Here is a 16,915-nt window from a genome sequence, read left to right on the forward strand (position 1 = left end):
ATGGTTTCTTATGGGAAACAGGAAATATACAGATTACTATCTGAAAAGGGAGTATGGCACGAAATTACGGAACATAAAGCAGTATACAATATGGATGAAGTGGCGGATATAGAATTGCCATATCCTAAAGCTGAATGCAAAAATTTGTTTGTACGAGATAAAAAGAAAAGGGAATACTACTTGATTTCCGTTAAGGGGGATAAAAGGGTAAATCTGAAGAAGTTCAGAGAAAAATATAATACTAAACCTCTTGGATTTGCTTCTGAAGATGATTTAATGAATATTTTAGGTCTTATTCCTGGGGCAGTTACTCCGTTGGGGCTTTTAAACGATACAGATGGCAAAGTCATTTTATATTTGGACCAAGACTTTTTTAAAGGAGAACATCTTATTGGAGTTCATCCCAATGACAACACTGCAACTGTTTGGATGAAGACTGATGATTTAACAGATATTATTCGCACCCATGGTAACAATGTTGTAATTACAGATTTAGCGGATTTGTATGAATAAAAGTGATAATTGGAAAAGAAAATTTTATATAGTTGCTGCAGGTCAAGCTATCTCTATGCTAGGCAGCTCAGGTGTTCAGTTTGCTTTGATATGGTGGCTTGCAGAAAAGACTGCATCACCGCTCATTATGGGATTGTCAGGCTTTGTTGCGTTTTTACCAATGGCGATTTTAAGTCCCTTTGCAGGAGTTGCCGCAGATAGATATAACAGAAAATTTATATCCATTATGTCTGATATGACAATGGGTATAATAGCAATGGTTTTTGCTGTTTTGCTGTTATTTATGGAACTTCCTGTATGGGCGGTTATATTTATGTTAGGAGCAAGGGGAGCAGGAACGGCTTTTCAGCAGCCTGCGATACAATCCATAATACCGCAGCTGGTGCCGAAGGAATATCTTGTTAAGACAAACGGATTTATGCAGCTTTTAAACTCAGGATCATTTCTCATAGGACCTGTAATCGGAGCCGCTTTATATGCGGCATTTCCAATGTCAGTCGTTTTGCTCAGCGATGTAATAGGCGCAGCTTTGGCAAGTATTGCACTTGCAGTAGTAAAAATACCAAAACTAGAAAGGAAGATTGAGGAACAACACTTTATAGAAGAACTGAAGGTCGGCTTTCACGTTTTTTTAGAGGATAAAAAACTGTTTTATATAGTAATGGCCCAAGCATTATGTATGTTCTTTATCGGTCCTATGGCTGCATTTTACCCTTTAATGACAAGTGATTACTTTAATCTTTCCGCCTGGTACGGCAGTGCAGTTGAATTTGCCTATGCCTTTGGAATGATTATTATTTCGCTGATGTTTGCCACAGCTTTAAAAATTAAACATAAAATAAGAACTTCGTTTACAGCTTTAATAATTTTAGCATTTGTTTCCATATTATGTGGCATTATACCTCCAACTATTACGGGATGGTGTTTGTTCGCTGTTTTATGTGTTTTACTCGGTGCCATGGAAAATGTTCATATGATTCCGTTGACTGCCTATATACAGGAAACAGTTGTACCGGAAAAAATGGGAAGGGTGTTTTCAGCAATGACTTTGGTATCTTCTGTAACTATGCCATTAGGTCTACTTATTGGAAGTCCTATTGCTGAAAAGACAGGAATTGCAATATGGTTTCTGATTTCAGGAATTTGTATGTTGGTGTTAATAGGGATCGTGCTTGTATTGTATATAAAATCAACAAAATAATTACGTATAAAAGCTAATAAAAAAGCGACTGTTCTGCACGACAGTCGCTTTTGATTTTAATGAGTTGTTATAGAGAGGTTATTTCTTATTACGATTTTATTATAAGTTATATATGTGACATTGGTATGACTTAATTATATCAAAACTGTCACTTTCGCACCTTAACATACGAACAAATGTTTACAAAGTTCTTGACTACGAACAAATATTCTGATACTATATAGGAAAAGAACAAATGTTTGAAAAGAGGAGGGAACAGAAGTGAACAGGCGAATGGTTATAAAATCAAAATTCAGATTTACTGTTTTTCTTATAATCCTTATGGTTGCAGCTGTGACTATGTTAAATACAGTTTTAGGTTTTAATATATCCAATGGTAATACAGAAAAAAATTATATTCAGGTCGAGATTTCATCCGGTGATACATTATGGGATATTGCTAGTACATATGCCGGTGATGAAGTTGATACTAGAGATGCCATTCATCAAATTTGTACTATAAACGATATTAATGCTGGTGATCTGGTTGATGGTATGATAATCGATGTACCAGAGGATTTTAACTAATCTTTGTTAAAATTAAAAGGTAAGCCAGTATGACTAAAGATAAAAAAATCCCTTAGAAGTCAATTTTAAAGGTCGAATTTTAAAGGGGAATAAGCAAATTCAGATATCCATTTATATAATCCATCAAAGCACAGATATCAACGGGTGATAGACATCCGGATAAAAGATATCTGTGTTTTTGATTGTTTTTACGGATTTTTTACTGGAATTTTTAATTATAATAATAACTATTCCCAAAATTATGATTTTAGGAATAGTTATATCAAAGGGAGTTTCGTATCAATCACGACTCCCTTTTATTCTTTTTAGAAATCATCTTAATTAAAACTCCAATGAGTTCATAAATTCATCCTGAAATCCGGTTAAAGTATTAAGCTCAATGCGTGTGACTTCTTTGGAAATTTCTTCGCAATATCTTTTTTCTTTTTCGCTCATTAATACCATTGATGCGCCGGCAAGAGCTGAATTGCCTACTAAAGTTATTTTATCCGCCGAAATATCCGGAAGTATTCCAATTCCCAAAAGGGTTTCAACAGGCGTATTCATGCCAAAGCCTCCTGCTAAAAACAGTTTGTCGATATCCTTTGGACATAGCTCTGTTTCTTTAAGAAGCAGATTTATACCTGCTTTTATGGCTCCTTTAGCCAGCTGCAGCTCTCGTATATCCTTTTGAGTTATTACAATGTCCTTTTCCCCTTTTTCACCGTATACAAGAACAAATCTATCGTCTAGAATCCTTTCTTTAATAGTCGAAAACGGATGAATACGAGTATACATTTCGTATGGCAAAAGTCTACCGTCTTTATCGATTATACCCATTTTAAGCATTTCGCATATTGCCGACATAATTCCCGAACCGCATATACCAGAAGGCTTTGTATCACCAATGACATTGTATTTTATGTCATCATCAGAAAATGAAAAGCTTTCAATAGCACCAGCAGTTCCTGTCATACCGCATTCGATATTTGCACCTTCAAAGGCTGGACCAGCCGCAGTGGAAAAACCGTACAGCTTATCCCCTGCTTTTATAACGATTTCACCGTTAGTTCCTATATCAAGAAGTATGGCATTGCCAAGAAATTCAGCTATTCTGGTGCTTATAATGCCTGCTGAAATATCTCCACCTATGTGTCCGCCTATATTGGGAAGTAAATAGCCATCAATATTGTAATCATCAAATTTACTGTTTACCACCATTCCGTCAATGTGGTCAGGAGTAAATGGATATGCAGCTATACCATCCACAGGCATTCCGGCAAATAAAAGCATCATTGTTGTATTACCGCAAAAAGTAGTGCTGATTATCTGCTTTAAATCGATATTAGCATCTTTACTGAGCTCGAACATAAGGGATCTTATGGTCATTCTTAAAGGATGCTGCAGTTCGTAGATTTTTTCGTGACTGCCTATGCAATAGGAAATTCTAGATATTACATCAGCTCCAAATTGTTTTTGTGGGTTAGTTGCGCCCTTCTGAGCAATTAGCTCGCCGGTTTCAAGGGACCACAAGGAGCCTACGACGGTTGTTGTTCCAATATCGAAGGCTATTCCGTATCCTCCCTTTCTAACATCATTTTTGAAATCTTCAGGGAGAGTAACTTCCTTTAATATTTTATCCTGGTGAATATTGCGGCATCTTCCGCATTCACTGCAATTACCGGTACACTTGAACATTTGTTCTGCTATTCCTTTCCGACTACGCAAAAGTCACAGCCTTTACCTCTTGCCATACATGTTGCACAGCTGTTTGTATTTACCGGATGTTCTTCACGGAAAAACATAAAAAGACCAGCTGCGGATTTTTGTGGAATCATTGTCATATGGTCATTTAAAGAAATACCTATAGCGGATAAATCCAAGAGCTTGTCGATTATTTGTATTTCTTCCACAGGCATACCATCGATTCCCGGGGCCATGGAGCCGCTTACTATATATTCCTCTTGGAATTCACTTCTCAATATATCTCTCATGGCGTCTATATATGCAGTAAATACAATGTCAGCAAGGGTTTCATTTAAAACACTGTCACCAGCTGCAGGCATTTCTCCTGCTGTCATGGCATACACAGCTATGTCCCCTATTATTTCCTCAGGCATATTTGAGAATATATCGCAATGGAAGGTTTGTCCTTCAACTGTCAGTGCGTTATCTTGCACATTTATCTCTTCCCTTTTAAAGATGATATATTCGCTTTGTGGTTTAATATACTCTTTACAGATTTCTATGATTTCTTCCCATTTATCATCGCTTCCTGTCATCTGTATATATCTTTTTTTAGCCATTTCCTGCAGGTAAGCGGGTGGAAAGTTAAAGATATTCTTATTCATTTTCTTCTTCTCCTTCTCCTATATATTTATCGTACATTCTATCTAAGAACAGATTGAGCTTATGACGATATATAATGCCTAAAATGCAGGCAATTACTGCGAAAACAGCAACAGCTATTGCAATGCCGTAACCTCCGAGATAAAGCTGGCGACCTATTACAATGCTTCCGAGCATTGCAGGTGTTCTTCCTATCAGAGATACAATTAGGAAAGGTTTTAGCTTCATTTCAGAAAGTCCAGCCGCATAGTTACACAAATCCTTTGGTATTCCCGGTATAAGGAATATAAGGAATATTATGATGACGGCCTTTTTACTGTTCAGCTTATGTATCATATCCCGGATTCTTTCTTCTCCGAAGAAAAGATGCATGGCATCATGGCCCAAAAGCTTTGCAAGATAATAGGTTATAACACTTCCTATAAAGGCACCTACCAAAGCAAGCACAAGGCTTATAGGGACACTAAAGAAATATCCGCTAGCTATCTGTATCCATTGACCTGGGATAAAGCACAGTACAATCTGAAGGCACTGAGCTGCAATAATTATAAACACAGTATAATTTTTGTTTGCATTAAAAAGCTCTTGTACACTTTCTAAGCTTGACATCTGGTCTATCAAATCCTTTTGGAAAAAGTAAAAATAAAGCGGAATTCCAACAAGAATAAGAATCAGTATTGCAAACTTAACGATGGCCAGTACTATTTTTGATTTTTTACTGTTTTTTGCATTTTTGAATATGCTCATAGACTTATAAGACCCCTGTCTTTTAATTCTTGTAACGACTTAATGACTCCAAATTTAGAGTGTTCGTAAGTGAGACCACCCTGGAAATATACGATATAAGGTTCTCTTATTGGAGCATCAGCTGATAACTCTATGGAAGAGCCCTGTACAAAGGCTCCCGCTGCCATAATTACCTCATCTTCATAACCCGGCATATCCCAAGGTTCAGGAGTTACATGGGCATCAATAGGTGCAGCTTTCTGTATTCCCTGACAAAAGGCAACCACAGCGTCCTTTGAGCCGAGTTTTACACTTTGTATTATATCACTTCTTTTATCTTCAGGACGAGGGCAAACATCAAAACCGAGTTTTTCATATACCCTACCGCATAGCATAGCGCCTTTAATTGCTCCATTAACGATTTTGGGCGCCATGAATATCCCCTGTAGCATAGCCCTGCTCTGTCCGAAGGTAAGACCACATTCGCCGCCAATACCAGGACAAGTGAGTCTATATGCAATCTTGTCAATGAGTTCTCTTTTACCTACGACATACCCGCCAGAAAGAGCAAGTCCGCCTCCAGGATTTTTAATAAGAGATCCAGCCATAACATCTGCTCCAACATCTGTAGGTTCAAGTATATCTAGAAATTCACCGTAGCAGTTATCAACCATGAAAATGACATCATTTTTTACAGATTTTGCTGCTTTTACACATTCTCTTATATCATCTATGGTAAGAGCATTTCTCCAGGCATATCCTGTGGCTCTCTGTAGGCATACCATTCGGGTTCTATCTGTTATTGCATTTTTGATTCCCTCTATGTCTGGTTTATTATCTTTAAGCTCAACCTGGTTATATGTGATTCCAAATTCCATGAGAGAACCCATGCCCTCTCCTCTTATACCTATAACCTCTTCCAAAGTATCATAAGGTCTACCGGAAATATAAATAGCTTCATCGCCAGGGCGAAGTATGCCTGAAAGAGTCAAACTAAGGGCGTGGGTGCCGTTTACTATCTGTGTTCTTACAAGGGCCGCTTCACATCCGAAAATATCTGCATATACCCTTTCGATGGCATTTCTCCCGGCATCATCATAACCGTAGCCCGTATTCCAACCAAAATGCATATCTGAAATTCTGTTTTTCTGAAAGGCTTTAAGCACTTTATACTGATTGTGAACAGTTATATCGTCTGTTTCCTTAAAGCCCTGTTCTATGTCATTTTCAGCTTCCTCAACGATTTTGAGGACTTTTTCGTCAATACCAAATTCCTGTTTTAAAAAGGCAAATGTATCAGCCTTCATATTTTATCTCTCCTTTTGCTTATTACTATCAGTTCTTTCTATTTCCCATTCCATGTTATTTACAAGATCTCTTTTTACATTGGCCTTATGGGCAGCATAAAGCTGTGTAGTTGTAACTTGTTCATGATCCATAAGAGCCTGGACATCAAATATGGAGTTTCCCCTTCCGATAAGACTTGTAGCAGCTGTTGCCCTAAGCTTATGAGGACTGTAACCGCCAGATCTAGATGTCTGCATTCCTATGGAGGTATATTTTTTAACTAGTGTTCTTATCTGTCTTGAGCTCATTCTTGTGCCCTGTAGGGAAAGAAATAGAGCGTCTTTATCAACGATATCTGCTATTTCCTTTCTCTCGTTTAAAATATAGTCCTCTACGGCAGCTGTTACCGACTTATTAAGGGGCATAACCGATTCTTTGTCACGTTTTCGATATATTTTAAATTCTCCTCTGGTAAAGTTGAATGAGGAGACATTAAGCTGCTGAAGCTCAGAAAGTCTCAGTCCGTAGGTTACAAAAAGAATAAGTATTGCTTTGTCTCGTTTTTTTGTTTTTTCCCAATACTGATGCTCCTTTTTTGTAAGCCCGTTACCAGTGCTAACCGCATCCAGCATGACCATAACTTCATTATCCTGTAGTGCTTTGATTTCTCTCTCCTGAGCTTTAGGTACGCGTATTGGGTCAAAACCATCGGTTATGTTTTTATCCAAAAGCTCATCTCTGTACAGCTGTTTAAACATTACAGAAACGGAAGATTTTTTTCTAGCAAGTGTTTTGTTATTATTCTCGTATATGTAAATTCCGTTTTCCTTTTCTTTAGTGTATCTTCTGCAGTAATCTATAAAAATATTTACATCCACTGCTTTAATATTATTTAATTCCGAAAGAGTAACATCTTTGGGATTATCAGCTGAAGTTAAATCGGTTTCATTGACAAGATATTCAAAAAAGAAAAGCACATCACCAAGATAAGCAAGTCTTGTCATTGGAAGCACATTTCCCTTAAGATAGATGAAATAACCACGCAAGAATCGCGGAAGGCGATTTTCTATATCTTCGCACCTAAAGATTATTTCTTGCTCTTTAAGTACGATATTATCAGGTTTGTCGCTCTTGTTATGTATTTTTATATTCTTTTTTCCAGCCATGATAACATATCACCCACCCCTTCGTAGGAAAGGTTAAACCATTTCATATCATCGTATCGCTTAAACCATGTAAGCTGACGCTTGGCATAACGCCTACTGTTTCGCTTTATAAGTCTTATGGCTTCGTCGATATCATATTCACCCTTCAGATATCCTATTATTTCCTTGTATCCAATCCCTTTCATTGAAATACTATCGGCATCAAGTCCCATGGACATAAGTTTTCTCACCTCATCCACAAGACCTAAATTCATCATGATATCTACACGACGATTGATACGGTCATACAGTTCTGCTCTATCTCGTGTAAGACCGATAAGGATAGCTTTATATTCAGATGTTTTGACAGAAACCTCATTGAAGGACTTGATACCTTCATGGCCTGTTTCTATGCTTTCAAGAGCCCGTATAATCCTTTTAGTGTTGTTTGGATGAAGTCTTTTGGCAGCATCTGGATCAGCTTGTTGTAGCATTTTATAAAGTTCTTCGTTACCTAGCTCTTTGGCTATTTTTTCGTATTTTTTTCTAATCTCATTATCAGCGCCGCCACCACCGAAATCCATATCATATAAGATGGAATTTAGATATAGACCAGTACCTCCTGCTATTACAGGAAGTTTATTTTCATTTAGCAGGGTCAAGATTTTATCTTTTGCTAATTTCTGATATTCTGCCACTGAAAAGTCATCTCTCGGATCTATTATATCAACAAGATGGTGAGTTGCAGCCTTTTGCTCCTCGCATGTTGGTTTAGCTGATCCTATATCCATATATTTATATAACTGCATTGAGTCGCAGGATACTATTTCACCGTTGAAAGCTTGAGCTGCTTTAATTGCATATTCAGTTTTACCTACAGCAGTGGGCCCTGCGATTACAACTATTTTATTCATATTCTTTTAAATCTCTTCTCTAAATCACTTTTAGTTATTTTGATAAAAGTTGGCCTGCCGTGGGGACAAGAAAAAGGATTATTACATTTATCCAGGTCTGTGATAAGCTGCTTTATCTCCTCTTTTGATAGGTAATCGTTGGCTTTAACAGCTGCCTTGCATGCTCTGGTTGCAATTTTATCAAGAGTTTTATTATCTCTTATATCTTCATAAGTTCCAATGCCGTCTGTAAAATCTGAAAGAAAGTCCTCTGCTTCAGACATGCTCATAAACATTGGAATTTCGCTAACTCTGTAGGATAACGGTCCAAATTCATCCAAGGAAAAACCCATATCTTCAAGGACGGTAAGCCATAAATCTTCCCTTTCCTTATCAGCATGGGAAACTTCAAAGGTGATAGGAATAAGTAATGGCTGTCGATGCTTTTCACGACTTTGAAATTGATTCATAAGCTTTTCAAAGAAAATTCTTTCGTGTGCCGCATGTTGATCTATAAAATAAATCGTCTCTTCGTCTGAAAGCTGAATATATGTACCGAAAAATTGTCCGTGAATTTGGAGACTGCTGAAATCAAATCTTTTAGGTTCTGTAACGGTAAAAATAGGTTTTGATATTTCATCTTGTACTGCTATTTTTATCTGCTCCTGCGTTTCAACTATCTCCTTTTCCTTAGGAGTTTCAACTGTATTTTGTTCAAATATAGTTTTATTTGATTCCTTTGTCTGCTCGTAATTTGACAATAAACTATTTATGTCAACTGCATCTCTTACTTCTTTAGGATTATCGTTTTTATTTTCAATTTTATTATATGGTTTTGCTTTTTCTTTTATGGTTGGGACAGCTTCTTCAGAGTCCAATGCTGTAATTATACCTTTTCTTACGGTATTGATAATAGCATCCTCATCATAAAAGCGTACCTGTCGCTTATTAGGATGAATATTTACATCCATTCTTTCCGGAGAAACCGTTATAAATAAATAGCATATCGGAAATCTACCTTCAAAAAGTCTGTCGCTATATGCCCTGTTAATCCCTTTTTCTATAACTTTACTATCGATAACTCTGCCGTTTACAAAGAACACCTGATTTTTACGAGAGCTTCTGCTTTCACCGGGACCTGAAACATAGCCTTCCACGGTGATTCCTTCTTCTTCGTAGATAAATGGAATTAACTTATCTGCCAGTATGGAGCTAGTTAAGGTTGCAATGGTCTGTCCTCTATTGCCTCTGCCGTTTGTTGCAAAGAGTATTTTATCATTGTTAATCATCTGTATGCGAATGTCTGGATAAGCTAAAGCAATATCTGTGACAAATTCAATTACAGAGCTACTTTCTGCACTATCTGCTCTCATAAATTTAAGTCTAGCAGGCGTATTAAAAAATAAATCACGAATTACCATGGTTGTCCCATCAGGACAGCCCACAGGAGTGTTTTCGATTATCTGACCGCCTTCTATAATGAGTTTACTTCCGGTTTTTGATTCCTTTGTTTTGGTAAGAAGTTCAGTCCTTGAAATTGCAGCAATGCTTGCAAGGGCTTCCCCTCGAAATCCCAATGTACTGATTGAATTCAAATCCTCTGCATTGATAATCTTGGATGTAGCATGTCGCATAAAAGCTTTTTCACACTCATCTGCTGCTATACCGCAACCGTCATCAGTTACTCTAATATACGATTTTCCGCCGTTCTTAATTTCAACGGCTATTTTTTTTGCACCTGCATCAATGGAGTTTTCCACAAGCTCCTTTACCACTGAGAGAGGTCTTTCTACAACCTCACCTGCCGCAATTTTATCAGCTGTGCTTTTATCTAAAATTCTTATCATTTTTTTACCTATAGATTAAATGTTATCTGCTCTCCGTCTAGAAAAGTAACGGCACGGGATGAGTTTTCAAGATCGTTTAATTTATCCTGTGCTCTTTCAAGGACTTCTTTTGGAACACCAGCCAGCTTAGCTACATGAATACCATAGCTCCTTGATGCACTACCCTCAATAATCTTATGCAAAAATACTACATCACCGTTTTCTTCTGCTACTTCAACATTGAGGTTTTTAAAGCCGGATACACTATCTTCTAGAACTGTAAGTTCATGATAATGGGATGCAAACAGTGTTCTTATTTTTCTATCCGAACGACACAAATACTCAACTACTGCCCAAGCAATGGAAAGTCCATCATAGGTGCTAGTACCCCTTCCAATTTCATCTAAAATAACTAGACTTTTTGGAGTTGCATTATCAAGAATATATGAAAGCTCGCTCATTTCAACATAAAATGTACTCTGTCCTCCGGCGAGATTATCGCTGGCACCTATTCTTGTGAATATCCTGTCCACAACACCGATTTTAGCCTTGTCACATGGAACAAAGCATCCTGATTGAGCCATGAGCACTATAAGAGCGTTTTGCCTCATATATGTTGATTTACCAGCCATATTAGGACCTGTAATTAGAAGCATGGATGAATCATCTCTATTCATATAAAGATCATTTGAAACAAAAACACCATCATCTATTATCTGTTCAATTACAGGATGTCGTCCTTTTTCAATGAGAATTTCATCGCCGTCATACATTTCCGGTCTTATATATCCGTAAAGGTGACTGCTTTCTGCAAAGGAAGTTAGCACATCTAAAGTTGCAACAGCCTTTGATGTCTCCTGAATTCTTCTTATATGCTCCTTAATGGATTCTCTTAAATTTGTAAATATTTCATATTCTTTGGCGTTAATTTTAGCTTCGGCATTAAGAACCAAAGTTTCTGTCTCCTTCAGCTCAGGCGTTATATATCTTTCCGAATTAGCTAAGGTCTGTTTTCTTATGTAGTTTTCAGGAACCCTATCAAGGTTGGACTTCGTTATATCGATGTAATATCCAAATACTTTATTATATCCGACCTTCAGATTTGAAATGCCTGTACGTTCTCTTTCTGCACTCTCGAGGCCTAAAATCCATTCTTTTGCATCCTTTATGGACGCCTTTAAATCATCAAGTTCTTTACTAAAGCCGTCTCGGATAAGATTGCCCTCCCTTAAAGAAAAAGGTGGTTCATCAACTATTGCTCGACTTATCATAGTATATATATCTTCTAGAGTGTCAATCTGATGATATAATCCGTCAAGAAGATATACATCGGTATCTTCAAGATCAAATTTTATTTCAGGCAGCACGGCTAAAGAATTTCTCAAAGCAATCATATCTTTGCCGTTTGCTGTACCATAAACGATACGACCAGCAAGCCTTTCAAAGTCGTAAATTTGTCTGAGGCTCTCTCTGAGGTTATTTCTAATCATAGCCTCATCCACCAAATATTCTACAGCATCAAGTCTGTTTTCAATCTGTTTAAGGTCATTTAACGGACTTCTGAGCCACTGTTTTATTTTTCTGCCTCCCATGGCAGTTCGTGTTCTATCTAAGACTCCTAAAAGTGAGCCTTGCTTTTTCTTTTCAAAAAGTGTTTCAGTGATTTCCAGGTTCTTGATAGTTGCTTTATCGAGAGCCATTGATTCACCGACGCTATAAAAATTTAACTCAGTGATATTGGCGAGATTTTGTTTTTGCGTTTCAAAGAGATAATTAAGCTGCATGCCGAGGGCATAGATTAAATACTCATCGTCACCTATTCCAAGAGCTTCCGGTGAGCGAACTCCAAACTGACGGTTAACGGCAGATATTGCAGAGTTCTTGTTATACCTTTCATCCTCTATAAAACCTGTATAAATATCAAGATTTCTTTGAATTTCATCTATATCAAACCATATATCAGCACCTTGATTTATAATTAGCTCTTTAGGTGCAATTCTCACCATTTCGTTTAGGAAGTTACTGTATGCAGCATCACCGCACATTTGAGTAACATTTATTTCACCTGTGGAAATATCACAAAAGGATAATCCCACATTGTCCTTATATATGTAAGCTGAAGCGAGGAAATTATTTTCCGAATCCTTCAGTATATTTTCACTGGTAACTGTACCCGGGGTTACTATTCTTATAACCTCTCGTTTCACTATGCCCTTTGCTGTCTGTGGATCTTCTGTTTGCTCGCATATAGCAACCTTGTATCCTTTTTCAACAAGTCGGGCAACATATGTATCTGCGGAATGGAAAGGAACTCCACACATGGGAGCCCTTTCTTCCAAACCACAGTTTTTACCTGTTAAAGTCAGCTCCAGTTCCGCTGAAGCTGTTTTGGCATCATCAAAGAACATCTCGTAAAAGTCTCCGAGTCTGAAAAACAGAATACAGTCCTTATAGTTTTCCTTTATTTCCATGTATTGCTGCATCATAGGTGATAATGCCATAATGTAATCCTTTCTTTTCTTTCTTTCCGATTCAAATTAAAGTTCTATTTGTTTTTATAAGCTTCAAGTCCAAGTCTTATAAGTTCTGCGCCTCTTCTCATATCCTTCTGATTTAATACATAGGCAATTCTCAGCTCGTCCTTTCCGAGACCTGGTGTGATGTAAAAGCCTTCCGCAGGGGCAAACATAACTGTTTCGCCGTTATCTTCAAATTCTGTCAGAAGGAACATGAGGAAATCCTCCATATCATCAACTGGAAGTTTTACGGTAATGTAAAACGAACCGCCCGGTTTCTGACATATAACTCCTGGTATTTTCATCAGTTCTTCATAGGCAGCATCCCTTCTGCCACAATATTCCTCACGCATTTCATCATAATAGGAAGCCGGAAGTCGATACAAGGCAGCAGCACCTATCTGATCAACTGTAGGAACACAAAGTCTACCCTGAGCAATTTTCATCATACCTTCCATAAAGTCGGCATTCTTAGAAACAACACATCCTACTCTAGCTCCGCATGCTGAAAATCTCTTGGAAACTGAGTCAACAATAATCACTCTGTCAGCTATTTCATCAAGCATTCCGAAGGAAGTTACCTTTCTTCCGTCATATGCAAATTCTCTATACACTTCATCTGCGATTATATAAAGATCGTGTTCTTTTGCTATCTCGCCGATGAGCTTCATTTCATCTAAAGTAAGAACATTTCCAGTAGGATTTCCCGGTGAAATACAGCAGATTGCCTTAGTTTTAGGTGTTATAACAGCCTCTATTTTTTCTTTAGTTGCATAATGATAGCCTTCCTCAGCCTTTGTTGTGATAGGTACCAGTTTTCCGCCGGCTTCTGTGGCAAAGGTATGGTAGTTAGTGTAAAAAGGCTCTGGCATAAGTATTTCATCGCCTTCATTGATTATAGAAAGGAATGTCATAGTAAGAGCTTCAGAGCCACCTGAAGTTATCATGATATTTTCTCTTTTATAATCCATTCCGTACATTTTAAAATAGTCGATAATTGCATCCTGCAGTACGGTTATTCCACCTGATTCTGCGTATGCAATAACCTTTTCATCGAAGCTTCTTATGGCTTCCATAAAGCATGCCGGTGTTTCTACATCCGGCTGTCCGATGTTCAGATGATAAACCTTTTTGCCGTCTTCCTTCGCTTTCTGCGCTATAGGATTAAATTTCCTAATAGGTGAAAACTGCATTTCTTGTACTCTTTTTGATAATTCCATGATGCCTTTCTCCTTTTGGTTGTGTGAATAATAACTGGTTAATCTATCTGTCGAGTTCAGCGTGTGAACTTTCAACCACATTGTGTATTGTTTCTTTTGTAAGTGTTTGATGTTCCCTTGTTAAATACATAAGATATTCTATATTACCCTTTGCTCCAGTTACAGGGGAAAATGTAAGTCCTTTTGGGTAAAGTCCGTTGTCGGCAGCATAGCCAATAACTTTTTCAATAACTTCCTCGTGAACCTTTTTATCCCTTACAATGCCTTTTTTGCCTACCTGCTCTCTTCCCGCTTCAAATTGCGGTTTAACAAGGCATACAACGCTTCCATTTTCTGATAATACCTCTGCTGCCTTAGGGAAAATCAACGAAAGAGAAATAAATGATACATCGATACTTATCAGATCAGCCGGTTCTTCAATTAATTCGGCATCCATATATCTGATATTTGTTTTTTCCATATTTACTACTCTGTCGTCTATTCTCAGTTTATAGTCAAGCTGCCCATATCCCACATCAATGGCATATACTTTACGAGCACCTTTCTGAAGCATACAGTCAGTAAATCCTCCTGTGGAAGCTCCCATATCGACGCATATACAATTATTTAAATCAAATCCGAATAATTCCATGGCCTTTTCAAGTTTAAGACCACCTCTGCTAACATATGGACAAGTATCCCCTCTTACCTGGATTTGAGCTTCTGTATCTATTTTAGTTCCTGCTTTATCTACTCTCTGTCCATCTACAAAGACAAGACCAGCCATAAGAGCAGTTCTTGCCTTTTCTCTGGAAGTGAAAAAACCTTTTTCTGTCAGCAGTACATCAATTCTTTCCTTCAATTTTATCTTTAATCCTTTCAGCTATTTTTTCACCGCTAAGACCATATTTATCCATAAGTTGATCGGTATTACCGTGTTCAATAAATTTTTCAGGCCAGCCTAAAATCATAACTTCTTTATTTAGTGAGTTTTCGGCCAGTAACGATACTACAGTTTCACCAAAACCACCGATTTTCATACCGTCTTCAACTGTAACGAGCAATTTACATTTATTTGCACTCTGTAATATTTTTTCCCTGTCCGGAGGCATAATAAACCTTGCATTTATAACTCCTGTGTCAATGCCAGAATTATTAAGAATTTCCGCAGCTTTTTCAGCGTTCTTAAGCATATTACCTACAGACCATATTATAACGTCCTTACCTTCGGAAATAACCTGTGCCCCTTCAGATAAAGATTTAGGGATCGTTACAGCTTCAGAAGCGCTTCCCCGTGGATATCGTATTGCTATAGGGTGTTCATAAACTGAAGCAAATTCCATCATCATTTCTAATTCAATATCTGAAGCGGGCGCTAATACAGTCATATTTGGAATGTTTTTCAGGTACGATATATCAAAAAGTCCGTGGTGAGTTTCTCCATCGGAACCTACGCATCCGGCTCTGTCTATGGCAAATACAACTGGAACGTCCTGAAGACAAGTATCCATAATAATATTATCGTAACCTCTCTGTAAGAATGTTGAATATATTGTTACAAAAGGCTTGTATCCGGATTTTGCCAAAGCTCCTGCAAATGTTACTCCGTGACCTTCTGCTATTCCCACATCAAAGGTTCTTTCTGGAAACAGTCGTGCAAATTCTCTAAGCCCTGTGCCATCTATCATCGCAGCTGATACAGCTACAATGCGGTCATTTTGACGCGCCATGTCAGTTAGCTTTTTACCAAAAACCTCTGAATATGACGGCCTTTCGGACTTATTTAACAATTCACCGGTACTTTTATCAAAGGCACCGATACCATGAAACTTGCTTGGATCCTTTTCTGCATTGCGATACCCTTTTCCTTTTTGTGTAATTACATGCATAATCACCGAATGATCGGATGTCTTTGCCAGTTCAAGGTTGTGTAAAATCGCATCGATATTATGACCGTCAATAGGACCAATGTATGTAAAACCAAGTTTTTCAAACATTACTCCTTCAACTATTGAATATTTTAAATGATCTCTAGCTCTTGAAACGCCGTTATAAAGGCCATCCCCTATGGCTGGAATTTTTTTAAGAGCAGTGCCAAAGCCTTTTTTAAAGCTGCTGTACCCCTTTGAAACTCTAAGTTTATTAAGATGCTTTGAAAGACCGCCTGTGTTAAGACCTATGGACATCCCGTTGTCATTTAATATTATTATTGCCTTTGATTTTAGGTCGCTTAAATTATTCATGCCCTCATAGGAAAGACCACCTGTAAGAGAACCGTCACCTATAACAGCAACAACATCATAATTATCACCGGATAAATCTCTGGCGGCAGCAAATCCGGCAGCTATAGAAATGGAATTGCTGCTGTGACCGGTGTCAAATACATCGTGCTCGCTTTCACCGCCCTTTGGAAAGCCGCTCAGACCGCCAAATTTGCGCAGACTTCCGAAATTGTCCGCTCTGCCGGTGAGAATCTTATGAACATAAGCCTGATGTCCTACGTCCCATATTATTTTATCTAAAGGACTGTTAAATGCTTTGTGCAAAGCTATTGTGAGTTCAACTGCTCCGAGATTGGAAGCTAAATGTCCTCCGGTTTTAGATACATTTTCAACGAGAAATTCTCTAATTTGGACTGCCAATAGTTCAAGCTCTTTTGTGTCCATAAACTTTAAATCTTCTGGCAGACTGTAATCTAGTAAATTCTTCATGTT

Annotated in this window: 14 protein-coding genes; 3 read left to right on the top strand and 11 right to left on the bottom strand. The window is 37.8% G+C overall.

The window, feature by feature from the left end:
* The 3 genes from INF20_RS01670 (at window position 1) to INF20_RS01680 (ending at window position 2,281) form a co-directional block, all read left to right on the top strand.
* Window positions 1–513 (top strand): prolyl-tRNA synthetase associated domain-containing protein, encoded by a 513-nt coding sequence (locus tag INF20_RS01670; RefSeq protein WP_226384655.1) that lies wholly within the window; start codon window positions 1–3, stop codon window positions 511–513.
* Window positions 506–1,714, top strand: coding sequence for an MFS transporter (locus INF20_RS01675; protein ID WP_226384656.1), 1,209 nt, complete (start codon window positions 506–508; stop codon window positions 1,712–1,714). Before INF20_RS01670 ends, INF20_RS01675 begins: the two co-directional genes overlap by 8 nt.
* 261 nt (window positions 1,715–1,975) lie before the next feature.
* Window positions 1,976–2,281 (top strand): hypothetical protein, encoded by a 306-nt coding sequence (locus tag INF20_RS01680; protein WP_226384657.1) that lies wholly within the window; start codon window positions 1,976–1,978, stop codon window positions 2,279–2,281.
* A gap of 321 nt (window positions 2,282–2,602) precedes the next feature.
* Here the strand turns inward: INF20_RS01680 and INF20_RS01685 are convergent, their stop codons facing one another.
* Genes INF20_RS01685 through dxs form a run of 11 tightly spaced genes read right to left on the bottom strand, consistent with a single transcriptional unit; the run spans window position 2,603 to window position 16,912 of the window.
* On the bottom strand, window positions 2,603–3,958 hold the full coding sequence (locus INF20_RS01685) for an ASKHA domain-containing protein (RefSeq protein WP_226384658.1): 1,356 nt from the start codon (window positions 3,956–3,958) through the stop codon (window positions 2,603–2,605).
* A gap of 8 nt (window positions 3,959–3,966) precedes the next feature.
* On the bottom strand, window positions 3,967–4,611 hold the full coding sequence (locus INF20_RS01690; RefSeq protein WP_226384659.1) for a hypothetical protein: 645 nt from the start codon (window positions 4,609–4,611) through the stop codon (window positions 3,967–3,969).
* Window positions 4,604–5,356, bottom strand: a complete 753-nt coding sequence (locus INF20_RS01695; RefSeq protein WP_226384660.1) for a TVP38/TMEM64 family protein — start codon at window positions 5,354–5,356, stop codon at window positions 4,604–4,606. The genes INF20_RS01690 and INF20_RS01695 overlap by 8 nt, the downstream gene beginning before the upstream one ends.
* On the bottom strand, window positions 5,353–6,642 hold the full coding sequence (locus INF20_RS01700) for a methionine gamma-lyase family protein (RefSeq protein WP_226384661.1): 1,290 nt from the start codon (window positions 6,640–6,642) through the stop codon (window positions 5,353–5,355). Before INF20_RS01700 ends, INF20_RS01695 begins: the two co-directional genes overlap by 4 nt.
* A 3-nt stretch (window positions 6,643–6,645) precedes the next feature.
* Entirely contained in the window at window positions 6,646–7,788 is a 1,143-nt protein-coding gene (locus INF20_RS01705) for a tyrosine-type recombinase/integrase (protein ID WP_226384662.1), read from the bottom strand.
* Window positions 7,767–8,681: a tRNA (adenosine(37)-N6)-dimethylallyltransferase MiaA gene (gene miaA / locus INF20_RS01710; RefSeq protein WP_226384663.1), complete on the bottom strand. Its 915-nt coding sequence runs from the start codon at window positions 8,679–8,681 to the stop codon at window positions 7,767–7,769. Before miaA ends, INF20_RS01705 begins: the two co-directional genes overlap by 22 nt.
* A complete protein-coding gene (mutL, locus tag INF20_RS01715; protein WP_226384664.1) occupies window positions 8,678–10,507 on the bottom strand; it encodes a DNA mismatch repair endonuclease MutL in 1,830 nt (609 codons plus the stop codon). Before mutL ends, miaA begins: the two co-directional genes overlap by 4 nt.
* Before the next feature lie 8 nt (window positions 10,508–10,515).
* The gene (mutS, locus tag INF20_RS01720; protein ID WP_226384665.1) at window positions 10,516–12,987 is read right to left on the bottom strand and encodes a DNA mismatch repair protein MutS; all 2,472 of its coding nucleotides are present in this window, start codon (window positions 12,985–12,987) and stop codon (window positions 10,516–10,518) included.
* 44 nt (window positions 12,988–13,031) lie between these two features.
* Window positions 13,032–14,222 carry a pyridoxal phosphate-dependent aminotransferase gene (locus INF20_RS01725; RefSeq protein ID WP_226384666.1) on the bottom strand — a complete coding sequence of 397 codons (1,191 nt, stop codon included), beginning with the start codon at window positions 14,220–14,222 and terminating at the stop codon, window positions 13,032–13,034.
* 43 nt (window positions 14,223–14,265) lie between these two features.
* Complete coding sequence (locus INF20_RS01730; protein ID WP_226384667.1) at window positions 14,266–15,063, bottom strand: TlyA family RNA methyltransferase; 798 nt, start codon at window positions 15,061–15,063, stop codon at window positions 14,266–14,268.
* Window positions 15,047–16,912: a 1-deoxy-D-xylulose-5-phosphate synthase gene (gene dxs / locus INF20_RS01735; protein WP_226384668.1), complete on the bottom strand. Its 1,866-nt coding sequence runs from the start codon at window positions 16,910–16,912 to the stop codon at window positions 15,047–15,049. Before dxs ends, INF20_RS01730 begins: the two co-directional genes overlap by 17 nt.
* Window positions 16,913–16,915: the final 3 nt, after the last annotated feature.

The sequence above is a fragment of the Gallibacter intestinalis genome, from assembly GCF_014982745.1.
GTDB classification, from domain to species: domain Bacteria; phylum Bacillota; class Clostridia; order Peptostreptococcales; family Anaerovoracaceae; genus Gallibacter; species Gallibacter intestinalis.